Raw genomic sequence first — 23017 nt, 5'->3', positions numbered from 1 at the left:
TTCTCCATGAGGGCTCCTGGGGGTTCACTTCAAGGCCAGGTAGTTGAGTTCGATTTCGCCGTTGGCCAGATCGAACACAATGGTCCGATAACCCACGCCTTCCACATGGAAGTGTTGACACCGCAACTGATGCAGGTCGAGCAGGCGCATGGCCTGTTCGACATTGCGCTGGCCGACGTAATCATTGTCCGAGCGCACAAGCCCGGGAAACATGTTGCCACCGCCGAATACGCTGATCCTGAACTCCGTCGGCAGGGCCTTGATCGACTGTATTCGAGCGAGCAACAGTTCAAAGGCTTCGTTGCCGTAGCGACCATCCAGGACGCCCTGTTTGGTCACGGCGCGCTGTGGCAGCAGGTAGTGACACATGCCCCCCAGCAAGCGCCGGGGATGCCAGAACACCAATGCAACACACGATCCCAGCACCGTACGCAGGCGAATCGCACCCGAGCCGAAAAACCAATCGCCGGGATTCAGGAACACCTCGTTGGGCGGTCGACGGTCAGGCATGCGGCCTCCGGTAGATGGAAGGCTTGACCAGCCGCAGCTGATCGGTGATGCCGTTGAGGCTCTCCGAATGGCTGACCAGAAAGTACCCGCCCGGTTTGAGGTGACTGACCAGGCGCTTGACCACCTGTACTTTGGTGTCGTTGTCAAAATAGATCATCACGTTGCGCAGGAAGATCACATCGAACATCCCCAGCTTCGGCAGCGGGTTATTCAGATTGATCGACTGGAAATCGATCTTCGCCGCCAGCGCCGGGTCGACCATGAAACAACCGTGGTTGGCGCCCACGCCCTTGAGGCAATACTTGTTCAACAGCGCCTCGGGGATGCCGCGTATGCCGTCGAGGGGATAACGCCCAAGGCGGGCTTTTTCCAATACCCGGCTGCTGATGTCCGACGCGACAATCTCCCAGGGCCGGCCGGCGAGGTTGTCCGCCAGGACCATTGCCAGGGTGTAGGGTTCTTCGCCGGTCGAGCAGGCGCCACTCCATATGCGCAACGGCCCGCTGCCCCGCAGCTCGGGCAGCGCGACATCGCGCAGGAAGTCAAAATGCTTGGGCTCACGGAAAAAGTAGGTCTCGTTGGTGGTCAGCATGTCCACCGCTACCTGCAACTCCACGCTGTCCTTCATCAGCACCTTGTAGTAAGCGCCGTAGGTATTGAGCTTGAACACCTGCAGTCGCTTGGCCAGGCGAGCGCTCACCAACTGTTTCTTGGCATCGGACAGGCTGATGCCGGCGATTTGATAGATGAGGTCACGAAACTGCACGAACTCGGCGTCAGAGAGGATCACGTTCACCAGGACATTCCCCCAGCCTGTTCAGGCGATCGAAGGTAGCGAAGACTCAAGGTTGACCAGCGCATCGACCTGTTCCAGGGACAACACGCGACCGATGTCCAGCAACAGCACGAAACCGCTCTCCAGTTTGCCGATGCCCAGTAAAAAGTCGGCCCTGACATCGGTGCCGAAATTCAACGACGGCTCGATGTCCTGGTCGGCGATTTCCAGGACCTCGCTGACCGCATCGACAATGATGCCCACTGGTTTGCGCTGGGCATTGGCCTGCACCTCGATAATCACAACGCAGGTCCTTGGAGTCTGCACCGAGCGTTCGCCGCGAAAGCGCACCCCCAGGTCGAGCACGGGCACCGCCGCGCCACGCAGGTTAATCACCCCACGTATGCTGGGAGGCAGCAACGGCACGCTGGTGATCGGCCCGTATTCGATGATTTCCCGAACGTTGAGCGTGCCCACGGCGAACATCTCCTCCCCCAGCACAAAGGTGAGGTACTGGCTCGGGCTCGAGACGCTGGCATTGCCTGGACTGTCGATGGGTGGGGCCATGATTCACCTCGGGTCACATACGTTTTCGTCTTCATCAGGGGCGCTTCGCACCCCGGCGCTGGGCAAGCCCGCTCACCACAACAGCTCTATCCGCCGGGGAGATACCTAGACAGCGATCAGGCCGGCTATCTCATCGACACACAGCACATGCTCGATCTGCAGGAGCGTGACAAACTCGCCTCGCACCTTGGTCATCCCCCCGATGAAGTCGGTGCGAATGTGATTGCCGAACGCCGGAGCGGGCTTGATATCGATCTCGAGTATCTCGATCACTTCGCTGACCGAGTCCACCACCACCCCCAGGACCTGGGATTCGCCCTCCTTCGCCGCCTCAAGGATGACGATGCAGGTGCGACTGCCCAGTACCGTCGTGCCCTTGCCGAAACGCGCCTTGAGGTCCACGACCGGCACCACCGAGCCGCGCAGGTTGATAACCCCCCGCAGGAATTCCGGCATCATCGGTACGCTGGTCACCTGGTTGTATTCGATGATTTCACGAACGCTCAGGGTATTGACCGCGTACATCTCCTCGGCCGCCAGGAAGGTCAGGTACTGCAAGGGTTCATCCACTGGCGACGCAGCTTCGACAGCGCCCTGCATGCCCGCTGAGGTGCCCATGGGTCAACTCCCGAAGCGGACGAAACCGCCGTCCGAGGAGCGACTGTCCAGGTCCTGGGTGGACATGGCTCGGCTGATCTGGGGCATCGAGACATTGCGCCCGGCACGTTTGCTTTGCACGGTGAAAAACCCCATGAGTTCCTGCAACTGCTCGGCCTGGCCACTCATTTCCTCGGCCGTCGCCGCCAGCTCCTCGGAGGCCGACGCGTTTTGCTGGGTCAGTTGGCTCATCTGCGACATCGCGCTGTTGATTTGTTCGGAACCGATGGATTGTTCTTCCGAGGCAGCCGCAATTTCCTGCACCAGGTCGGAGGTCTTGGCAATCGACGGCACAATCTCGTCCAGCAGGTTGCCCGCCCGTTCGGCCAAGGCCACGCTGTTCTTGGCCACCTCACTGATTTCCTGTGCGGCAATCTGGCTGCGCTCCGCCAGTTTGCGCACTTCGGCCGCGACCACCGCAAAGCCTTTGCCATGCTCGCCGGCCCGTGCCGCTTCGATTGCCGCGTTGAGCGCCAGCAAGTTGGTCTGGTAGGCAATGGAATCGACGATGCCGATTTTTTCGGCGATGGTTTTCATCGCCGCCACGGTGTCCTTCACGGCTCGACCGCCTTCCGAGGCTTCCTTGTTGGCTTTGCCCGCCATGCCGTCGGTGACCTTGGCATTTTCGGTGTTCTGGGAAATGGACGCTGACATTTGCTCCATCGACGCCGAGGTCTGTTCGACCGATGCCGCCTGCTCGGAAGCCGACTGGGCCATGCTTTGGGCGGTGGCGGAAATCTCTTCCGAAGCACTCGACAGCGAGTCCGCCGAGCCGCGCACTTCGCCGATGATTTCCGAGAGTTTTTCCACGGTGCCATTGACCGAGTGCTTCAGCTCCAGGAACTTGCCCTGGTAGTCGCCGGTAATGTTGCGGGTCAGGTCGCCGGCGGCCATCGCCGACAGCACCTCCATGGCCTCGGTGATCGGTACGATGATCGCGTCCAGAGAACCGTTGATACCGAGGATGATGCGGCGGAAATCGCCCTGGTGCCGGGCGGCGTCAGGGCGGGTGTCCAGCTTGCCGATCAGCGCACTGTCGCTGATCTCGCTGGTATCTTCCACAAGGGCCAGGATATTGGCGCGCAGTTGCTCGACGTTTTCATTGATAAAGGCTTTCTTGCCGGGGAAACGCTCCAGGGGCGCGGACAAATCCCCTTCGCCGAACGCGCGAATACAGGCCATGGCCTTTTTCTTCACGTTGATATGGCCGTTGACCATGTCATTGATGCCCTGGCCGATATCCCGGTACGAACCCGCGAAGCGCTCGACATCGATCATCACGTCAATGTCACCTTTTTCATGCTCGCTGGACATGTGCTGCATTTCATTGATCAGCGCCAGGATGTTGCTGCGCAACAGCTCGATGCTGTCGTTGATAAAGGCTTTTTTGCCGGGGAATTGTTCCAGGGGCGCAGACAGATCACCGTTACCGAAGGCGCGTATGCAGGCCATGGCTTTTTTCTTCACCGCGATGTGGCCGTTGACCATATCGTTGATGCCCTGGGCCATGGAGCGGTAACTGCCATGAAAGCGGCCGGCATCGATCTGTGCATCGATCTCGCCCTTGTCGTGCTCACTGGACATACGGTCCATCTCCACGATCAAGTCATGCAGGTTCGCGCCCAACTGCTGCATGCTCGCCATCAGGCTGGTGGTGTCTCCCGCCTTGAGCGTTGCCTTGGCATTCAATTCGCCGGCCGATAGGCGTGCCGCATAGGCTTGCACCACGGTAGGTTCCGCCCCGAGCCGGCGCATCAGATTGCGCCCCAGCAAGACACCGATCAGCAGGGTAGCCACCAGGGTCAGGCCGCTCACCAGCAGGATGAGGGTGCGTGCGTTCTTCTCGGTGGTGGTGGCGAGCACCTGGCCCTTGCGCCCCAGTTCCAGGTTGTATTCACGCAGCTCGCCGATCGCCGCGAGCACGGCGGTCTGCAGGGGCTGGCTGGTCTCGATCAATGCACGGGCCGAGGCCTGGTCACCGTCATCGATGAGCTTGTCGAAGTGGGTCTGCAACGCCGCAAACTCAGCCAAGTGGCCGCGCAGTTGTTTCAACAACGCCGCATCGTGCTCGTCGGAGGTCAACTCGGCCTGATAGCGATCCAGGGCTTTGCCAACGGCGCTGAAATCCTGCGCCACGCTGGCCGCGTAAGCCGGCACGCTGTTTTTGTCGGTCTCGTTCAAGCGTTGCCATTGCAAGGCGTGCAGGTCGGTGAAGGCCGCGGCGGCGCGGTCGATCTCCAACAGGCTGGGCACCGTATTGACGTTGGCATAGCTGGCGCTCGTATTGATTTCACCGGCCAGGTACAGGCTGGTGCCACCCAACACGAAGACACCCAGCATGGCTGTGAAAACCAGCAACATGATATTTCTGATAACAGTCATGGCGAGGCACTCCTGATGACGCTTCAATGAGTCGATAAAGGGCTTGGGATCGAACGATGGGGGGGTTCCTTGGCAACCTGTCCTAGCAAATTCGGGATATCCAGGATCAGCGCAACGGCTCCACTTCCGAGGATGGTGAACCCGCCCAGCCCATGGGCATCACCAAACACTTTGCCCAGTGGCTTGATCACGGTTTGGAACTCCCCCTGCAGGCGATCGACCACCAGGCCGGCACGCAAACCTGCGTATTGCACGACGACCACGTTTTCCCGGTTGCCTCCAGGCTCTTGCACATCAAACATGTCGCGCAGCCGCAGGATCGGCAGCACCTCGCCCCGCAGGTCCAGGTAGCCGGTTTCGGTGCCCCGCTGAGGTGCCAGCTCGATGCACTCCTCCACCATGTTCAGCGGAATCACGTAAGAAGCCTTGCCCACCCCGATCAGGAAACCGTCAATGATCGCCAGCGTCAGCGGCAGGCGGATGCGCACCGTGGTGCCCTGCCCGACTTCGCTCTCGAGGCTGACACTGCCGCGCAACGCCGTGATATTGCGCTTCACGACGTCCATGCCTACGCCACGGCCGGACAGGTTGCTGACCTGGTCGGCGGTGGAGAATCCCGGCTCGAAAATCAGATTCAGAATGTCTTTGTCCGACGGCTGCTGGCCCTCTCCCACCAAACCTCGCTCACGGGCCTTGGCCAGGATCTTGTCCTTGGCCAGGCCACCGCCGTCGTCGGACACCTCGATCACGATGCTGCCGGATTCGTGATAGGCATTCAGGCGGACCGTGCCCTGGGCCGGCTTGCCCCGCTGGAGGCGCGTCGACGCAGGCTCGATGCCGTGGTCCATGGCATTGCGCACCAAATGGGTCAGCGGGTCGCCAATGCGTTCGACGACGGTCTTGTCCAGCTCGGTCTCACCGCCGCCGATGTGCAGCACGATGTCCTTGCCCAACTCTTTGGAGACGTCCCGCACCACACGCTGGAACCGCGTGAAGGTTGCGCCGATCTGCACCATGCGCAGGGTCAGCGCCGAGTCGCGGACTTCCTCGACCAGCCGCGATAACAGGCTGGTGGATTCGATCATCTCGCCAATCCCACTGCGTACCGCCACCAGGTTGGCGCCGGCGCCGGCAATGATCAGCTCACCGACCAGGTTGATCAGTTGGTCCAGCTTGGCGGCATCGACCCGAATCAGGTTGCCTTCGTTGCTCGCCGCGCTTTTGCCGGCCTTGACCGGCGGCGTTGTCGACTCCTGGACATCAGGCTCGCTGCGCGTTTCGACCGGTGCCTGCTCGGCGTCCTGGGTCACGAGCAAGGCCTGGGCCTCGGTCAATGTGCCGCAACGCACCAGCAGCTCGACCAGCGTGGCGTTATCTTCCGGCAAGCCGTCGAGATGGGTCCGACACGCCTGCACCGTGGCATTCGGTGCAAGGATGCGAACCAGCGCGTCCTCGCGGACAAAATCAAAGGCGCCATCGATGACCTCCAGGGACGCGTCGCTGGCCAGTGCGAGTTCAAACCCGAGGTAGTTGGTTTCCGGGTCCATGGCGGTCATGGGCGGCAACCCATCGAACAAGGTAACGGTGCGCAGCAAACGCCCCAGCGTGCTCAGGTAACGCAGGAACGCCAAGGGGTCCATGCCATTGCGCAACACATCCGGGCCGAAGCGCAGCGACAAATGCCAATGGCCGGGACTGCCGCCTGGCTCATCCGCCGGCGCCGGCGCTTGAAGGGCCGGCGCCGGGGTCGAGACCGCCGCGTCCAGATACAGCGACAGCCGCTCAATGATAGATTGACCCTGAGCCCGCACTGGTTCGTCCAGGCGATCCAGGTTGCCGTCCTCGGCCAGCAGGTCGATCAATTGGCCAATATGGTCACGGGCGTCGAGGAACAACGCACTCAACGCCTCGTCGACGCGCACTTCCAGGCTGCGCACCCGGTCCAGCACGCTTTCGGCGACATGGGTGAACTCAACGATCGGCATCAAGCCAAACAGGCCGGCCGACCCCTTGATGGTGTGGGCCACGCGGAACAGGCCGTTGATGGTGTCCAGGTCCTGGGGCGACTTCTCGATCTGCAGCAGCGCATCTTCCATTTGCAACAGAAGCTCGCGACTTTCGGCAATGAACGTCTGCAGCACGTCATCCATGTTCATACGCTTACGCTCCGACCGACTGGGTGAAACTCGCATTGGTGAAGTAGTCGTCAAGGCCGCTGAGGCGAAAAGCTTCGCTCACCGTCGAACTGGGGTTGCTCAGCAACAACTGGGTGCCTTCCTTGAGAGACTCGCGCTTGATGAGGATCAACAGCTGCAAACCGGCACTGTCGAGTTCATCGACACTGGACAGGTCCAACTCCACTTCATGGGCCAGGGGAAACAACGACAACAGCACGTCCTTTTGCTCGGCAGCCGTGTAGATCGTCAGGGGGCCTTCCATGACCTGGATTCGACGTAGCATCGGGACGGCGCTTTTCATGTAAACCTCCTGGCCAGCGGTCGCTGGTCATCGCTATGGCAGGATCAACTTGGAGACGGCGGTCAGCATTTGCGCAGGCTGGAAGGGCTTGACCATCCAGGCCTTGGCGCCGGAGGCCTGGCCTTGCTGCTTCATCGCATCGCTGGCTTCGGTGGTCAGCATGATGACCGGCGTGAACTTGTAGGCCGGCAACAGCTTGGCCGCCTTGACGAAACTGAGGCCATCCATGTTGGGCATGTTCACGTCACTGACAATCAGGTGGATTTTGCGGCCGTCCAGTTTGCTCAGGGCGTCTTTGCCATCACAGCCTTCGATCACGTCGTAACCGGCGCCTTTGAGGGTGATGCTCACCACCTGGCGGATGGAGGCCGAGTCGTCGACGATCAGAATGGTCTTGCTCATCGGAAAAACTCCTCTAGAAAAACGTGATTTCGTTGGCATCGGCCTGGGCAGGCGCCTTACCACCATGAATGGCGTGCTGCTCCGGCATGGTGTAGGCCGTTGACAGCTCCTGCAGCCAACGGTCACTGCTCATTGGCGCCAGGGACTGTCCGCTGAGGCTCGACTCATGACGTTCGTCCAACTGCTGCTGCAACTTGTCCAGGTCGCGGGTAATCAAGGTCAGCATCTGGCTGACGCGGTCCTGGAACTGCAGGGCAACCAGCACCTGGGCAATCTCGTCGGCGACGTTGGCGCTCTGCTGCTGCAGGTCATGGCTGTTGCGCACAATGGTCTGGGCGGTCGTGCGAAAATGTTCGATAACCTCCGACACCACGCGCTCCGAATCGGCGAGGGTCAGGGTGTCTTGTTCGGCGTGGTGGCGGGACATCTGCACCGTGCGGGCGATGGCGGCGTTGACGGTGATCACGGTTTCGCTGATCTTGCGCCCGGTCTCGCCGGACATGCTCGACAACTTGCGCACTTCATCGGCGACCACCGCAAACCCTCGCCCCGCCTCCCCGGCTCGCGCAGCCTCGATAGCCGCGTTGAGGGCAAGCAGGTTGGTTTGACTGGCGATGTCACCGACAAACTTGGCCATCTGCTGAAGCTGCTCGGTGAAGCTCGAGAGCTGCATGACTTCCTTGAGCTCATTCTCCTTATTGGTGAGCGCGGCGCGCAGGGCCATGACGATGGAGTTGAGGTCGGCCTGGCCGACCTCCAGCAAGTCGACCAATTGTTGCGAAGCGTCCTGGCCGCCATTGCTGGAGACGCTGTGGCTGATGTTGGATGACAGCGTGCCAAAACGCTCGCTGAGGCTGAGAATCGAGGTTTCACTGATCGAACGCGCCGCTTCTATCTGCCGCGACCAGATCGGCAGCACGCTGACGCACACCTGTGCCAGGCCGTTATCGACGGCCAGTGCCGGAGCAATGGATGCCTGTTGATCGAGCTGCTGCAGGCCCCTCCACTGCGCCCGGCTCCTGCCGTTTGCCCACAGGCCCATGCCGATACACAACGCCAACACCGCGCCGCCGGCGGCCAGCGCCCCGATGCTGAAGCGCTCGCTCCAGGCAATCGCAAGCCCGCCCAGCAGGCCCGCGAACGCAACCGGAAACAGGGTCAAAGCAGCGGAAGGGGGTGGTGTCGGTGCGCTCACAGTCTGTCTCCCTGTCAAGGCATGTCGTCACGACCTGACCGGCCATTCGACTGCTTGAAAGAGATACTGGCCCGATAATGGCACTGCCACCATCGGAGCATCCCTATTCTGGGGTAGGGATCCTGGAAAACCGCCTAGGAAAATCCCTACCCCCGTACACGCTTCAGGAAATACCCAGGGTCATGGCGAAACGCACAATGTCGGCGGTGGAGGAGAACCCCATCTTTTCCATGAGCCGGGTCTTATGGGTACTGACCGTCTTGTTACTGATGACCAACTGCTCGGCGATCTGGTTGACGCTCATGCCGTGCGCCAGCAGGCGCAGGATCTGGAACTCGCGATCGGACAAACTCTCGACAAAGGTCTGCTGCTTCAAGCCACTGCTTTGCAGCGCGATCTGTTCCGCCAGCCCGGGGTCGAGGTAGCGTTGGCCACTGACCACTCGACGCATCGCGACCAACAGGGTTTCGGGATCACGATCCTTGGTCAGGTAGCCGAGTGCACCGGCACGTAATGCCCGTTGCGCGATATGGATTTCGTTATGCATGCTCAATACCAGAATCGGCAGGCTCGGGTATTGGGCATGCAGGCGCGCAATCAGAATCTCGCCGCTGATACCCGGCATATTCATGTCGAGCAGCAGCAGGTCGATCTCGACCTGGCGCAACAGTTCGATCAGTTGCGTGCCACTCTCGGCTTCGGCCACCACCTGCACGTCGGCGACCAGCGAGAACAGTTGCTTGAGCCCTTCGCGCATGATGGTGTGGTCATCGGCGATCAGCATGCGAATCATCAATACCTATCCTTGTGCATCGGAATGAACGCCTGGACCGTAGTGCCCTGCCCAGGATGACTGAAAATGATCACTTTGCCGCCCAGCATCAGGCCGCGCTCACGCATGCCGGCCAAGCCCAGGGTCTGGCGGCCGACGGCATCCGGGTCAAAGCCCTTGCCGTTGTCCTGGACCTCGAGCACCCAGTGGGTCTCCTGCGGGCTCAGGGTGACGCTGACCTGCGTCGCTTCGGCATAACGCGCGATATTGGTCAGCGATTCCTGCACGATGCGAAACGCTGCGGTCACGTGGGTATCCGGAAGGGTCAGGGCAATCAGCGGCAGGTTCAACGCACAGGGGACCTGGGTCAGGGTGACGAATTCGGCTGTCAGCCATTCAAGACCGGACACCAGCCCCAGGTTCAGCGCGGAGGGGCGCAGGCTCGTGGACACGTTGCGCACCACCTGGATGGTCTTGTCGGTCAGCGCCATCAACCGCTCGACCTGAGGGGTGAGTTCAGGCGTATCGGTGCCGAACTGAAACCTCAGCAACGAGATGCCCATGCGCAGCGCCGTCAGGTGCTGCCCCAGTTCGTCATGGATCTCCCTGGCAATCAGTTTGCGTTCCTCTTCCCGCGCCGTTTCCCGGCGGGTCGACAGGTCGCGTAATTGCGCGTTGGAATTGGCCAGGCGCCGCTCCGCCGCGCGCAGCTTGGAAATATCGCGCCCGACGGCCAGCACGCTGACGACCCGCTGGCCGTCGACCTCGGGAACAAAGTGGATCAACACCACCTTGGGCGCGGTTTTCAAACCCGACAATAAGAACTCCTGTTCCGTGGCTTTGTTCTGGCGAATCACCTGGGCCACCAATTCTCGAAAAAGCTGGGACTGGGCGTTCAGCGGCACCACTTCATCCATGGGCATGCCCATCAGTTCCGGCCAGGCCCCGCCCACCCATTTTCGCAACTGCGCATTGACGTAGAGCACCTCCCCGAAAACACTCAAGCGCGCGACGGCGTCCGGGCTGTTTTCCACCAGGGCGTTGATGTCGTGCTGGCGTTCCAGTTCTTTCTGCCGGGCCCGGGTCAAATGGGTCACATCACGACCGATCACCAACACCCGCGGGCCCACACTGCCCGAGTCGGCCACCGGCACCAGGGTAAAGTGCAGGTTGCGCACTTCGTTGCGCAGCACCATGCTCTCCTCAGACTCCACCACCCGTTCGGCGGCCCTGCATTGGTCATGGAGGGTCTGGATTCTTTCCGCGTTGAGCCGGCCAAATATCGACGCCAGCGTCTCGCCAATAACCTCGCCATGGGGTTTCCCAAGCACCTGCAACAGGGCCGGATTGACCTCGACACAGCGCAGCTCACCCCGTGGCGCAGCCTCCAGCAGGCACAACATGTCCAGGGTATGGTCGAAAATATCCCGGTAGCGGCGCTCGCGCTCCCTGAGCAAGGATTCGGAGCGCCAGCGCTCGATGGCAATCGCGGCAATGTGACAGGTCTGGCGCACGCGCTGCCGGTCGCTCTCGTCCAGCGCAGAACCGGGTGAGCGCGACAACGCGAAAGCCCCAAGGACCTGCCCCTGATTGCCGAGGATGGGCTCGTACCAGCCTGGGGAAGAAGCCATGGACTCCCCCGAGCCGGGGCTTTGCGGGTCAGCAAGCACGACGCCACAGGAGCAGTGAGGCAAGGCCAGTTGAAGATAACTCACCAGCAACCCCAGGGTTTCGTCCAGTGAGGCGCCCGTGGCCATTGTTTCGAAGATGCGCAGACGTGCGTCCTCAAGCACTTGCTGTTTGCGCAACTCAGTGATGTCGTGGGCCAGTGCCAGCACGCCTGCCACCTCACCGGATGGGCTGCGCTCAGCCATCAGGCTGACGACACAACTCACCGCTTCACCACCGGGGCCGGCCGGCCAACTGTTGAGGAATTGAGCGGTCTGGCCTGTGGATGCCACATGGCGCAGATGGTCGAGGTAATCGCCGGGCTGCTCCTCGGGGCCGGCGCCTATGGCTTCGTCATAAGACATGCCGGTCAAGAGCAGGAACGTCGGGTTGACGTACGTACGCGACAGGTTGCGATCGTAGCGCACAATGATGTTGGGTGAATTCTCCGCCAGGGTGAGGAATTTCAGTTCGCTGCCCAGCAAGGTTTCGCGAAGCTGCCAGTTCTCGGTGATGTCTTCCAGCTGGGAGACAAAACAGATCGGCTGCCCCTGGTCGTCCCGCACCAGCCCCACGGTCAGGCGCACCCAGACAACCTGGCCGTCGTGGTGGATGTAGCGTTTATGCAAGGTGGCGCCCTGCCGTGTACCGCCCTTCAACTCTTCTATCAGCTGCTTGCCCACTTCGCGGTCTTCGGGGTGGGTCAATGCCATGAACGTGGTGTTTTGCAGCTGTGCCTCGCTGTAGCCAAGCAGCCTGCAAATGACGCTGTTGGCCCTCAGCCAACGACCGTCCAGTGACACAAGCGCCAAACCGGTGCCGGAGGAATCGAAAATGGCTTCAAGGGGGATCTCGGAGAAGCGCTCGCTGTGGGAATGCGCGGTTGGGGGCCCAGGCAGGGGAAGGATTTCAACAATAAAATAGTCGTCGCGCCACGGTGTCATCGACAGGTTCAACCGGCCGGACTGCCTCGCGGTCGCCTCGAAACACACCCGGGATCGCCCATCGGCCTTTTCCAGTGCCGCATAAAAAAGCCGGCTGTCCTGGGGGCGCAGCAAGGAGAGAAACTCAGTGGTCGTCTCGGGAGGGACGCCGTTCTGGCACTGCAACCTTGAAAACCCAGGGTTGCCCAACACGACCCGGGCAGATCGATCCAGGACCACAACCGCGCCCGACAGGCAATCCAGCACACCTTCAAGGGTTTGCAGCACATCCTTGTCTGCCATTACCGCTCCTGCATGCGTTCACGCTTACGATGAAAAACCCAGCGTAAATACTTCATCAGTCCGTGCTGGCTCGCTCCATAAAAGCCTGAAACCCATTCAATTGAATGTATGCCCAACGGGTGCCCACAAAAACAACACCCTATGGATAGCATTGCCCGGCACTTGATGGAGACTATCGTAGTCTCATTTACAGCCGGCGCCAGCCAGACTAAAGATTTACGTTCAGCCGCAAGGAATCCTCACGCCGGCCTCCGGCATGCCACCCCACGTCGATGTTTTGGATGTCGAAAACTCAACCCACGCCAAGGCCCTGCACATAATAAAAATAGATGATCTTACAAATTCGCAAGATAACAATATCTAATAATTAGCTTATTCCAAAAAAGACTTTCCCCACGGTTTTTTATAGGGATATCTTCATTCCACACACCGACCCCATGCCTGGCGGAGGACGTACCCCCGATCACCAGGAGCCTTCAGCAGGCTTACATGGACCCTTTCCGACATGCCAGACATCGCCGCCCCCCTACCCCGCAGAAGATTCCACCTGTCACTGCTGACCAGTTCCCTGCTGCTGGCCGGCGCACCCTCCTTCGCCGAGGCCGCCGCCGACGAGGCCAAGCTCGATACGGTGACCGTGATCTCCACCGGTTTGCGTGGCCAGCAACGCACCGTGGCCGACAGCCCGGCGCCGATTGACGTGATCAACAGCGAACAGCTGCTCAAGACCGGGCGCGCCGAGTTGTCCGAGGCGATTGCCAAGCTGCTGCCGTCGTTCAACTTCGGCACCAATATCGCCGGCTACAACTCGGTGACGCGTCCGCTGAGCAACCGCAGCCTCGGCCCGGCCTATACCCTGGTGCTGGTCAACGGCAAACGCCGACACAACGGCGCCACCGGCCAGCGCGGGTCGATCGACAACAGCGGCGCCAATGCGGTGGACATCGACCTGATCCCGGTCAGTTCGGTGGACCATATCGAGGTGCTTAAAGACAGCGCGGCGGCCCAGTACGGTTCCGATGCCGTGGCCGGGGTAATCAATATCATCCTCAAGGCCGGCAATAGCGGCGGACACCTGGAAACCAGTTACGGCCAGTTGTTTTCCGGCCAGGGGGAAACGATCAAGGTGGCCGGCGACCAGGGTTTCAAGCTCGGCGACGGCGGCTTTTTCCACCTCTCCGCCGACGCCCGCAAGCGCGGCGAGGCCTCTTGGAACGACAAGGCCGACAGCAGCGTGCGCGCTTTCAACGACCCGGCCAGGGAAGCGGCCTGGGACCGCGTGGCCATCAAGAACGGCGACCCGGACCTGAAAGCCTTCAACCTCGCCTATAACGCCGAACTGCCCCTGGAAGACCTGACGCTCTACTCGTTCTCGACCTACGGCGAGCGCGATGCCGAGGCCGCCAACTACTTCCGCCTGCCGACCGGCCGGGCCGCCGTGCCCGAGGTGTTCCCCGACGGCTACTACCCGCTGAACAACATCAAGGACCGCGACTACCAACTGCTGTTCGGCGGCAAGGGCCAGGCGGCCGAGTGGAACTGGGACCTGAGCACCACCTACGGACGCAACAACGTCCACCATTCCAGCGACCTGAATATCAACCCGTCCCTGGGCACCGCGTCGCCGACCAGGTTCGACAACCTGGCCACCTTCCGTTTCGAGCAGTGGGTGAACAATCTGGACGTCACCCGCCGCTACGACAGCCTGTTCAACCTGACCTCGCCGGTGCAAGTGTCGGCCGGCCTGGAGCATCGCTGGGAACATTTCAGCACCTTCGCCGGTGACCCCGAAGCCTATATCACCGGCACCTACCCGGCGGCATCGGGCGCACAGGCGGCGGTGACGATTCGCCCGGAGGATGAAGTCAGCCTGATCCGCAACAACTACGCCGGCTACCTGGACCTGGGCTTCGACCTGACCGAACGCTGGTTTCTCGACGTCGCCGGGCGGATCGAACATTACGATGACGACTCGGGCAACACCTTCGGCCTCAAAGTGAATTCGCGCTACGAGTTGACCGACAGCGTCGCCGTGCGCGGCACCGTCGGCACCGGCTTCCGGGCGCCGTCGCTGACGCAGATCGGCTACACCGTGGCCGACAACCGGGTGGCCGTGGATGTGAACGGCAACGTGGTGCCCGCCGTGACCCGCCTGACCCCGTCGGGCAGCAACCTGGCCAAGGCCTTGGGTGGCGACGACCTCAAACCGGAAAAGTCACGCAACCTCGGGCTGGGCTTGACCTGGCAGCCGGCACCGCGCACCAGCGTCACCGCCGACGCTTACCTGATCGACATCGACGACCGCATCGCCCTGACCAGCAATATCTACGACCAGGGCAACGGCGTGATCAACGGCATCCTCAGCGCCCAAGGCGTGCCCTCGGGGACCTGGGTCAACTACTACACCAACGCCTTCGATACCCGCACCCGTGGCCTGGACGTGGTCGCCGACCACACCACGCCGCTGGATGCCTGGGGCGATGTGCGCTGGAGCCTGGGCTTCAACTGGAACAAGACCACTATCGAAGGCACACGGGACACCCCGAGTGCGCTGGCCAACTCCGGCGTCACCCTGGTGGGCCGCGACCGCGAAGGCGATCTCACCCAAGCCTCGCCCAAGACCAAATGGATCCTGGGCGCCAACTGGAAGGTCGAGGACCTCGCAGTGAACCTGCAAACCAGCCGCTACGGTGCGGTCAAGACCCTGGCGGTAAACCCATCCGGCGACCGCAGCTTCGGTGCGAAATGGATCACCGACCTGGACGTCAGCTACACCTTCGTCGACCAGATCACCGTCAGCATCGGCGGCACCAACATCTTCGACGTGCGCCCCGACCGGCACGCCGTGTACAGCAACCTGGGCTTGGCGCCCTACGGTAACCCGCCGTTCTACCCCGGCGGCGGCTACTGGTACACCAAGCTGGCCTACGACTTCTAAGCCAATCGCCATACGAGGGCATCCCATTGAACACCTCCAACTTGATGAGCCGTCTATTGGCCCCTTGCGCCCTGGCATTGAGCCTGGCCGCCTGCTCGCCTGCGGGCACTGACAGCCAGGCCGGCAAGACCTTGAACATCGCCTTCTTCGGCGACAACACCACCCTGGTCAGCGTCGACCCGTTCCAGGTCTATTGGCTCGAACACCGGGTGCTGCTGCGCAATATCGCCGAATCCCTCACCGACCAGGATCCGCAGACCGGCAGGATCATTCCCTGGCTGGCGAAAAGCTGGGAAGTCAGCGACGACGCGTTGACCTACACCTTCCACCTGCGCGACAACGTCACCTTCAGCAACGGCGAACGCTTCGATGCCAAGGCCGTGAAAACCGCCTTTGACAGCAACAAGGCGCTGGCGACCGAGCTGCCGGCCACCTTCGGCGCGACGTACCTGGCGGGCTTTGATCGCGCCGAAGTAGTCGACGACTTCACCGTCAAGCTGGTGCTCGCCAAGCCCAATGCGGGCTTCCTGCAGGCGACCTCCACCACCAACCTGGCGATCCTCGCGCCGGCCTCCTACGCGCTGAGCGTCAAGGAGCGTTCGCTTGGCAAGATCATCGGCACCGGCCCGTTCGTATTGGCCAGCTACACCCCGGAAGTCGGCGCGCACCTGACCAAGCGCAAGGGTTACGCCTGGGCGTCGGCGAATATGAAAAACCAGGGCGAAGCGCACCTGGAGGCGGTGGACGTCACCTACATCCCCGAGGAAAGCGTGCGTAACGGCCTGTTCCTGCAAGGCAAGGCCGACATCCTGTGGCCCCGCAACCCGTTCTCGGAAGTCGACCTGAAACTGTTCCAATCCAAGGGCGCCACCATCCAGAGCCGCTCGCTGCCGGGGCCGGCGCTGAACCTGTACCCCAACACCCGCGGCGAGCGGGCACTGGCCGACAAGCAAGTACGGCTGGCGGTGCAAAAGGCCATTGACCGCAAGAGCTACGCCAGCACCGTGTACAACGCCGAATTCCCGGTGGTGGACGGTATCTACGACGTCACCACGCCCTACTTCAAAAGCCAGGGTGCCAAGCTGGCCTACGACCCCGCGGGTGCCGAGCGCCTGTTGGACCAGGCCGGCTGGGCCAAGGGCACCGATGGCTACCGGCACAAAGACGGCAAGCGCCTGAGCCTGAGCTACAACATCACCCCGGCGGAAACTGCCGGGGATGTGCTGCTCCAGGACCAGCTGCGCAAGGTCGGTATCGAGGTCAAGCTCAACGTGGTCACTCGTGCCGAATGGGTTGCCAACAACTCGGCCGGTAACTATGACCTGACCAGCACCTACATGACCCGCGCCGATCCGATCATCTTGCAGACCATCCTCGACCCTCGCACCGCCAACAGCTCGACCCTGGCCACCAACCTTTACGCAGCGCCGACCCTGGAAAAAGCCAAGGGCCTGTTCGATGCCGGCATCACCGCCACCCAAAGCGCTCAAAGGGCGACAGCCTACGGCGACCTGCAGGACCTGCTGATCGACGAAGGCTCGGCGTTCCCGGTGTATGAGCGCGTGTGGCAGGCCGCGACGTCGCCCAAGGTGAAAAACTTCCGCTGGACCGCCGAAGGCTTCGCGCTGCTGGGCGATATCGAGGTCGGCACGCCATGAGCCGCTACCTGATCGGCCGGGTCGGCCAGGCGCTGCTGGTGCTATGGGGGGCCTATAGCATCACCTACTTCATCCTCTATCTGCTGCCGGGCGATACCTTATCGATCATGCTCAGCGCGTCCGGCATGGAAGCCGACGCCCTGTCGGTGGAAGACCTGGCCAAGGCGCGCGCCTACTACGGCATGGACAAAGGCCTGTTCGAGCAATATATCGACCTGCTGCTGGGGGCATTGCACGGGGACTTCGGGCAGTCGCTATCACTCAATCGCCCGGTGGCCGAATTGCTCGCCGAGCGCCTTCCCCAGACCCTTTCCCTGGCCGGCCTGGCGATTGTGCTCTCGCTGCTCGGCGGTATCGGCCTGGCTTACCTCACCGCGTATATCCGCTGGCAACCGTTGAAAAAGGCACTCGCGCGCTTGCCGTCCCTGGGCTTTTCGGTGCCGGTGTTCTGGATGGGGTTGCTGTTGATCCAGGTGTTTGCGTTTGGCCTGGGTTGGTTTCCCGCCACCGGCAGCCGCGGGGTTGAAAGCCTGGTGCTGCCGGCGATCACCCTGGCGATTCCCAGCGCAGCGGTGTACGCCCAGGTGCTGCAACGCAGCTTCCAGGGCGTGTGGAAAGAGGCCTATATCGTCACCGCCTACGCCAAGGGCTTGAGCCGCGGCCAGGTGCAGGCCCGTCATGGGTTCAGGAACGCCGCGCTGCCGATCCTCACCCTGATCGGCCTGCAGGTGGGTAACACCGTGTCCGGCGCGGTGCTGGTGGAAACCATCTTCGCTCGCTCCGGCATCGGCCGCCTGGCCCAGGAAGCGGTGCTGCGCCAGGACATTCCGGTGGTGCTGGCCATCGTCGCGGTGTCGGCGGCGGCATTTGTCCTGGTGAACCTGCTGGTGGACCTGCTTTATCCCTGGCTCGACCCGCGCATCTCCCACACGCCCAAGGTGTCCTAGACCATGACGACGCTTACCCGGAAACTGATCCGCAGCGAAACACTCTGGCGCCGCCGCAGCCCCTTACAACGCGCAACGGCGACACTCCTGCCATTGCTGCGCCGCCCAGGGTTCAGCCTGGCGGTGCTGGTGGTGCTGTTCTCGCTGGTCGCCGCTGTGACGCCGCAGCTGCTGAGCAGCTTCGACCCTTACGCCACCGCGCCGGCCGCCAAACTCAGCGCCCCCAACCTGACCCACTGGTTCGGCACCGATGAACTGGGCCGCGACCTGTTTACCCGCGTGGTCTACGGCGCCAGCCTGTCAGTGCTGGCCGCCTCCCTGGCGGTCGGCATCGCCCTGGTGGGCGGGTTGGGGCTGGGCATTTTGTCCGGGTTTGCCGGTGGCCGTATCGATGCGCTGATCATGCGCGTTGTCGATGTGCTGCTGGCCCTGCCCGGCCTGTTGCTGGCCCTGGCGATTGTCACGGCCATCGGCTTCGGTACGGTACCGGTGGCGATTGCCGTGGGCATCGGCATCATTCCCGGCTTTGCCCGCACCACCCGTGCCGAAGTGCTGCGGGTGAAAACCCTGCCCTATGTCGAAGCCGCTCGCCTGGGCGGTGCCAGTTGGGGCCGCACGTTGTTGCGGCACATCCTGCCCAACGCCTGGGGCCCGGTAGCCGTGCTGGCGACCCTGGATTTCGGCGCCGCGATCCTCGCCACCGCAGGCTTGAGTTTTCTCGGGTTCGGCGCCGCCCCACCGGCGGCGGAATGGGGCACCTTGATCGCCAACGGCCGCCACTTCCTGATCACTGCACCGTGGGTGTCCTTGCTGCCCGGCCTGTTCCTGGTGGCCGTGGTGTTCAGCCTCAACCATATCGCCCGCACGTTCGAGGAGATCCAGCGATGAGCAGCCAGCCGCTTTTAATCGATGTGCGCCAACTGAGTGTCGACTACCGTTCCGGCGGCCAGCTCAATCCGGCGGTGCGCAGCCTGTCGTTTTCACTCACCCAGGGCGAGACCGTGGCGATTGTCGGCGAGTCCGGCTCGGGCAAATCCACCCTGGCCAATGCGATCCTAGGCCTGCTGCCCGAGAATGCGCAGATCGGCGCCGGTGAACTGTGGGTGGATGGCCACCACCTGACCCACGCCAGCGAACGGCAGAAACGCAAGCTGCGCGGGCGCACCATCGGCCTGGTGCCCCAGGACCCGATGGTCAGCCTCAACCCCACGCTGCGCATCGGCCAGCAGATCGCAGAGGCGCTGATACTCGCCAAGGGCAAACGCTACCCCGGCGTCGATGCCGACATTGTCGAGCTGCTGCAACAGGTGGGCATCGACAACCCGGTATTGCGCGCGCGCCAGTACCCCCATGAACTCTCCGGCGGCATGCGCCAGCGCGTGCTGATCGCCATCGCCCTGGCCGGCAACCCGCGCCTGATCATCGCCGACGAACCCACCAGCGCCCTCGACGTGACCGTGCAGCGCAAGATCCTCGACCACTTGCAGCGCCTGGTCAGTGAACGCGGCATTTCCCTGCTGATCATCACCCATGACCTGGGCGTGGCGCTCGACCGTGCCGACCGTATCCTGGTGATGCAACAGGGTGAGGTGGTGGAACAAGGTCCGCCACGGCAGATCCTCGCGCAGCCCAGCCACGACTACACGCGCGCGCTGATCGCCGCCGCACCCGCCTTCGCCAGGCGGCGTGAACCGTTGCTCAACCTCGACCTGGGACGTGAGCCGATCCTGAGCCTGGACAACGTCGGCAAGACGTTTGCCCTGCCCAAGGTCAAGGGCGAAGCCTCGACCTTCGTGGCCCTGGAGGATCTGAGCCTGGAGGTCTACCCCGGCCAGACCCTGGCCATCGTCGGCGAGTCCGGCTCGGGCAAGAGCACCGCGCTGCGTATCGCCCTGGGCCTGGAGAAGCCGACCCAGGGCCGCGTCCGGTTCGAGCAGCAAGACGTCACCGACCTGAGCTGGCGCGACTTCCGCCCGTTGCGCCAACGCCTGCAACTGGTGCAACAAAACCCCTTCGCGGCGCTGGACCCGCGTTTCACCGTGTTCGACAGCATCGTGGAGCCGCTGGTGTCGTTTGGCTTGCTCAAGGGTGCCGCCCTGGAACAGGCGGCGCGGGCGTTGATCAGCCGCGTGCACCTGCCGGCGAGTTTTCTCGATCGTCTGCCCCGTGAACTGTCCGGCGGCCAGTGCCAACGGGTCGCCATCGCCAGGGCCCTGGCGTTGAAACCCGACCTGCTGTTGCTGGATGAACCGGTCAGCGCCCTCGACGTGTCGGTGCAGGCGCGCATTCTTGACCTGCTGGAAGAGCTGCAACGGGAAATGGGCATCGCCTACGTGCTGGTGTCCCACGACTTGTCAGTGGTGGCCAACTTCGCCCATGAGGTGCTGGTGCTGCGCAATGGCCGCGTGGTTGAACAGGGCTCGGTGGAACGCGTCTTCAACCAGCCGGCCAGCGACTACACCCGTGAATTGATTGCGGCCATCCCTGGCCGTCACGTCACGGCAAGCGCCGCCTGAGGTTTACTGTGCCGAGCAATCACGCGCCACGATGCCCTTCTCCTGGGCATACGCGGCGGACTTGGCTTCGATCAACGGACGCAAGGTGGCGCGGTCGGCCTGCAGCCAGTCGGTCACCAGCACCCACTTTTGCCCATCCCATTGCTGCACCCGGGCGGAACCGCCACCTTCGTGGTCGGCACAGGACAGCTTCAACGGTGCCAGCAGACCTTCGAACCCCATGGCCTTGAGGCGCGCGGCGTCGATGTCCAGGTGCTCGAACGCCCAGCGGGTTTCCTCGCCGTTCAGCGCGCGGTTGCCGAATTTGGCCTGGCCGGTGCGCAGCGCTTCGACGGCAATCGCGGCGTTGATCAGGCCGATGTTGTAGTAGACCTTGCCGAAGTAGCTGGGGTCCTTGAGGTTGCTCTTGCCGGGATCGAGGATGAACTGCTTGAGCTTTTTATGGATGTCGAAACTGTCGCCACCGGGGAACGGCGCCAGCGCCTGGTAGCCCTTGGCGGCGGTGCCGGCGGGTATCACATCGGCTTCGGAGCCGGCCCACACATCGCCGATCAGGCGGTCCACGGGGATGCCAAAGCGCACGGCGGTCTTGATGCCGACGGGGGTGGACACGCCCCACGTGCGCAGGAACACCCAGTCCGGGTTGATCTGCCGCACCTGGCGCCACTGGGTGGACTGCTCGTTGCCGGGATCGGCCACGGGGATCTGGATGTTCTCGAACCCGTACTTTTGCGCCAGCAACTGCATGGCCGCCTGGGTTTCGCGGCCGTAGGCGGAGTCGTGGTAGACGGTGACGATCTTCTTGCCCTTGAGCTTGTCCAGGCCGCCTTCGCGCTGGGCGATGTAGTTGATGCCCACCGACGCCTGGCCGTAGTAGTTGAGCAACAGCGGGAACGCGTAGGGGAACACGCGGCCATCGGTGGATTCGGTACGCCCGCCGGCGCCGTCGATCAACGGGATGTGGTCAATGGCGGCACGGTCCATCAGCGCATAGGAGGCCGGTGTGCTGTGGGTAAAGAAGAACCCGGTGGGTGCGCCGTCCAGGCCGGCTTTGTAGCGCTCGTAGCATTCGATGATGCGGTCGGTCTTCCACTCGGTCTCGCACTCCTGCCAGACCAGCTTGACGCCGTTCACGCCGCCTTCGACCTCGTTGATGTAGCGGAAGTAATCAATCTCCCCCGCCCACCACGGAATGCCGCTGGACGCATAGGCGCCGACCCGGTAGGTGGCCAGCGGGATGAACTGTTGATCATTGGCGGCCTGGGCCACCGGCCCGCCCAAGGCGCCGAGTGCCAGCAGGCTGGCGATGACTGTGCGTTGCAAGACGTTGTGCATGGGTGTGGTTTCTTATGAAAGGTGAGGTTTCCCTCCCGTTGTCGGGTCAGCGCCAATCGGGTCACAACACAATTCATGCCAAGCCTGGAAGCCCTCACATTCGAGGGTTGGCGCTGTACCGGCCACCCTTCACGACCAGGACAATCGAACACTTTATTGAAACGCTGTTGCGCCACCAACACTGCGCTCGGTCGTCAGGGTTGACCTGCAACTGAAAAACCTCACCAACCGCTACTACGGGTACGCCTGGTATGGCCCGGACGGCGCCAAAGCGTCGCTGCACTCACCGGGTGACGGGTACACCGGGCCTGGGCGAGGTGCCGAGTGGTGAGGGTGGTTGCTTTCCGTGGCGGCCTTCGGGCCGACCATGTCGTTGGTTTTGATCGAGTACATATCCATTGCTGCGGTAACGGCTGCTTAGGGTTCCGCTCTTACAGCGGGTCACTTTTGGAAAAGAGCCCCAAAAGTAACCAAAAGGGCTCTTGCCCCAACACTCGGCACCTCGCCTAGGCTCGGTGTGCCCTCACTCCGGCTTGAATCCGTGGGCCGCCGTCATGGGCCATCCTTGGCCCAGGACGGCTAACCCGGCGTCCTGCCGGGTTACCCACGGATTCAAGCCTGCGTTCGGCCAGCGTGTTTAACGGGGCGCCTGAGATCAAGATCAAAAGCCAGAGCCAGAGCCAGAGCCAGAGCAGATCAAAAGATTGCTGACTTCGTCAGCGATTAAGGAAGTAGAAGCCACACCGCGTACGCTTCAAAGATCAGGTCGGCTTTAAGGCCGCCTCGCTTTGTTTTTGATCTGGGATCGCCCCGTCAAACACGCTGGCCGAACGCAGGCTTTGGAGCGTGGGTAACCCGGCAGGACGCCGGGTTAGCCGCACTGGGCCAAGGATGGCCCATTGCGGCGGCCCACGCTCCAAAGCCGGAGTGAGGGCACACCGAGCCTAGGCGAGGTGCCGAGTGTTGGGGCGAAGCGTTTTTGGTTACTTTT

The 23017-nt window shown here is 62.3% G+C and carries 17 protein-coding genes and 2 pseudogenes; 5 read left to right on the top strand and 14 right to left on the bottom strand.

Annotated elements, in window-relative coordinates; all coding sequences use genetic code 11:
* Positions 1-24: 24 nt before the first annotated feature.
* The 12 genes and pseudogenes from B9N88_RS19670 to B9N88_RS19620 all read right to left on the bottom strand — a co-directional run bounded on the left by B9N88_RS19670 (position 25) and on the right by B9N88_RS19620 (position 12632).
* A complete protein-coding gene (locus B9N88_RS19670; RefSeq protein WP_027605692.1) occupies positions 25-510 on the bottom strand; it encodes a chemotaxis protein CheD in 486 nt (161 codons plus the stop codon).
* Positions 503-1306 carry a CheR family methyltransferase gene (locus B9N88_RS19665; protein ID WP_027605691.1) on the bottom strand — a complete coding sequence of 268 codons (804 nt, stop codon included), beginning with the start codon at positions 1304-1306 and terminating at the stop codon, positions 503-505. Before B9N88_RS19665 ends, B9N88_RS19670 begins: the two co-directional genes overlap by 8 nt.
* Positions 1307-1327: 21 nt before the next feature.
* Entirely contained in the window at positions 1328-1852 is a 525-nt protein-coding gene (locus B9N88_RS19660; protein WP_027605690.1) for a chemotaxis protein CheW, read from the bottom strand.
* Between the two features lie 105 nt (positions 1853-1957).
* Positions 1958-2470: a chemotaxis protein CheW gene (locus B9N88_RS19655; RefSeq protein ID WP_371263367.1), complete on the bottom strand. Its 513-nt coding sequence runs from the start codon at positions 2468-2470 to the stop codon at positions 1958-1960.
* A 123-nt stretch (positions 2471-2593) separates the two neighbouring features.
* Positions 2594-3310, bottom strand: a pseudogene (locus B9N88_RS32965) (methyl-accepting chemotaxis protein); the annotation flags it as partial.
* A gap of 63 nt (positions 3311-3373) precedes the next feature.
* A pseudogene (locus tag B9N88_RS32960) lies at positions 3374-4891 on the bottom strand (MCP four helix bundle domain-containing protein); the annotation flags it as partial.
* 23 nt (positions 4892-4914) lie between these two features.
* Complete coding sequence (locus B9N88_RS19645) at positions 4915-7047, bottom strand: chemotaxis protein CheA (RefSeq protein ID WP_027605687.1); 2133 nt, start codon at positions 7045-7047, stop codon at positions 4915-4917.
* 4 nt (positions 7048-7051) lie between these two features.
* Positions 7052-7369: an STAS domain-containing protein gene (locus B9N88_RS19640; protein WP_027605686.1), complete on the bottom strand. Its 318-nt coding sequence runs from the start codon at positions 7367-7369 to the stop codon at positions 7052-7054.
* Positions 7370-7402: 33 nt separating this feature from the next.
* Entirely contained in the window at positions 7403-7771 is a 369-nt protein-coding gene (locus B9N88_RS19635) for a response regulator (RefSeq protein ID WP_027605685.1), read from the bottom strand.
* Between the two features lie 13 nt (positions 7772-7784).
* On the bottom strand, positions 7785-8495 hold the full coding sequence (locus B9N88_RS33335) for a methyl-accepting chemotaxis protein (RefSeq protein WP_371263376.1): 711 nt from the start codon (positions 8493-8495) through the stop codon (positions 7785-7787).
* A 634-nt stretch (positions 8496-9129) separates the two neighbouring features.
* Entirely contained in the window at positions 9130-9759 is a 630-nt protein-coding gene (locus B9N88_RS19625) for a response regulator (protein WP_027605683.1), read from the bottom strand.
* Positions 9759-12632: a PAS domain-containing sensor histidine kinase gene (locus tag B9N88_RS19620; protein WP_027605682.1), complete on the bottom strand. Its 2874-nt coding sequence runs from the start codon at positions 12630-12632 to the stop codon at positions 9759-9761. Before B9N88_RS19620 ends, B9N88_RS19625 begins: the two co-directional genes overlap by 1 nt.
* Before the next feature lie 505 nt (positions 12633-13137).
* On the opposite strand from B9N88_RS19620, the gene B9N88_RS19615 reads away from it, so the two are divergent.
* Genes B9N88_RS19615 through B9N88_RS19595 form a run of 5 tightly spaced genes read left to right on the top strand, consistent with a single transcriptional unit; the run spans position 13138 to position 20691 of the window.
* Positions 13138-15570, top strand: coding sequence for a TonB-dependent receptor plug domain-containing protein (locus B9N88_RS19615; protein ID WP_027605681.1), 2433 nt, complete (start codon positions 13138-13140; stop codon positions 15568-15570).
* Positions 15571-15614: 44 nt separating this feature from the next.
* The gene (locus B9N88_RS19610) at positions 15615-17228 is read left to right on the top strand and encodes an ABC transporter substrate-binding protein (RefSeq protein ID WP_043293540.1); all 1614 of its coding nucleotides are present in this window, start codon (positions 15615-15617) and stop codon (positions 17226-17228) included.
* A complete protein-coding gene (locus B9N88_RS19605; RefSeq protein ID WP_027605679.1) occupies positions 17225-18175 on the top strand; it encodes an ABC transporter permease in 951 nt (316 codons plus the stop codon). The genes B9N88_RS19610 and B9N88_RS19605 overlap by 4 nt, the downstream gene beginning before the upstream one ends.
* Positions 18176-18178: 3 nt before the next feature.
* Positions 18179-19063 carry an ABC transporter permease gene (locus B9N88_RS19600; protein WP_027605678.1) on the top strand — a complete coding sequence of 295 codons (885 nt, stop codon included), beginning with the start codon at positions 18179-18181 and terminating at the stop codon, positions 19061-19063.
* A complete protein-coding gene (locus B9N88_RS19595) occupies positions 19060-20691 on the top strand; it encodes a dipeptide ABC transporter ATP-binding protein (protein ID WP_027605677.1) in 1632 nt (543 codons plus the stop codon). Before B9N88_RS19600 ends, B9N88_RS19595 begins: the two co-directional genes overlap by 4 nt.
* Positions 20692-20694: 3 nt before the next feature.
* Here B9N88_RS19595 and B9N88_RS19590 read toward each other — a convergent pair whose 3' ends face one another.
* Positions 20695-22026, bottom strand: a complete 1332-nt coding sequence (locus B9N88_RS19590) for an ABC transporter substrate-binding protein (protein ID WP_027605676.1) — start codon at positions 22024-22026, stop codon at positions 20695-20697.
* Positions 22027-22260: 234 nt separating this feature from the next.
* Positions 22261-22419 carry a hypothetical protein gene (locus B9N88_RS32585; protein WP_155954378.1) on the bottom strand — a complete coding sequence of 53 codons (159 nt, stop codon included), beginning with the start codon at positions 22417-22419 and terminating at the stop codon, positions 22261-22263.
* Positions 22420-23017 lie beyond the last annotated feature (598 nt).

Source organism: Pseudomonas sp. LAMO17WK12:I1, from assembly GCF_900177315.1.
Lineage (GTDB): Bacteria > Pseudomonadota > Gammaproteobacteria > Pseudomonadales > Pseudomonadaceae > Aquipseudomonas > Aquipseudomonas marginalis.
Note: the sequence above shows the minus strand (reverse complement) of the source record. Positions and strands in the feature narration are given on the sequence as shown.

Bases quoted from the DNA above. Each gene is read 5' to 3' on its own strand.
- B9N88_RS19670 (WP_027605692.1), bottom strand. From the start codon at position 510: ATGCCTGACCGTCGACCGCCCAACGAGGTGTTCCTGAATCCCGGCGAT.
- B9N88_RS19660 (WP_027605690.1), bottom strand. From the start codon at position 1,852: ATGGCCCCACCCATCGACAGTCCAGGCAATGCCAGCGTCTCGAGCCCG.
- B9N88_RS19655 (WP_371263367.1), bottom strand. From the start codon at position 2,470: ATGGGCACCTCAGCGGGCATGCAGGGCGCTGTCGAAGCTGCGTCGCCA.
- B9N88_RS19645 (WP_027605687.1), bottom strand. From the start codon at position 7,047: ATGAACATGGATGACGTGCTGCAGACGTTCATTGCCGAAAGTCGCGAG.
- B9N88_RS19640 (WP_027605686.1), bottom strand. From the start codon at position 7,369: ATGAAAAGCGCCGTCCCGATGCTACGTCGAATCCAGGTCATGGAAGGC.
- B9N88_RS19635 (WP_027605685.1), bottom strand. From the start codon at position 7,771: ATGAGCAAGACCATTCTGATCGTCGACGACTCGGCCTCCATCCGCCAG.
- B9N88_RS33335 (WP_371263376.1), bottom strand. From the start codon at position 8,495: ATGGCCCTGCGCGCCGCGCTCACCAATAAGGAGAATGAGCTCAAGGAA.
- B9N88_RS19625 (WP_027605683.1), bottom strand. From the start codon at position 9,759: ATGATTCGCATGCTGATCGCCGATGACCACACCATCATGCGCGAAGGG.
- B9N88_RS19620 (WP_027605682.1), bottom strand. From the start codon at position 12,632: ATGGCAGACAAGGATGTGCTGCAAACCCTTGAAGGTGTGCTGGATTGC.
- B9N88_RS19615 (WP_027605681.1), top strand. From the start codon at position 13,138: ATGCCAGACATCGCCGCCCCCCTACCCCGCAGAAGATTCCACCTGTCA.
- B9N88_RS19610 (WP_043293540.1), top strand. From the start codon at position 15,615: ATGAGCCGTCTATTGGCCCCTTGCGCCCTGGCATTGAGCCTGGCCGCC.
- B9N88_RS19605 (WP_027605679.1), top strand. From the start codon at position 17,225: ATGAGCCGCTACCTGATCGGCCGGGTCGGCCAGGCGCTGCTGGTGCTA.
- B9N88_RS19600 (WP_027605678.1), top strand. From the start codon at position 18,179: ATGACGACGCTTACCCGGAAACTGATCCGCAGCGAAACACTCTGGCGC.
- B9N88_RS19595 (WP_027605677.1), top strand. From the start codon at position 19,060: ATGAGCAGCCAGCCGCTTTTAATCGATGTGCGCCAACTGAGTGTCGAC.
- B9N88_RS19590 (WP_027605676.1), bottom strand. From the start codon at position 22,026: ATGCACAACGTCTTGCAACGCACAGTCATCGCCAGCCTGCTGGCACTC.
- B9N88_RS32585 (WP_155954378.1), bottom strand. From the start codon at position 22,419: ATGTACTCGATCAAAACCAACGACATGGTCGGCCCGAAGGCCGCCACG.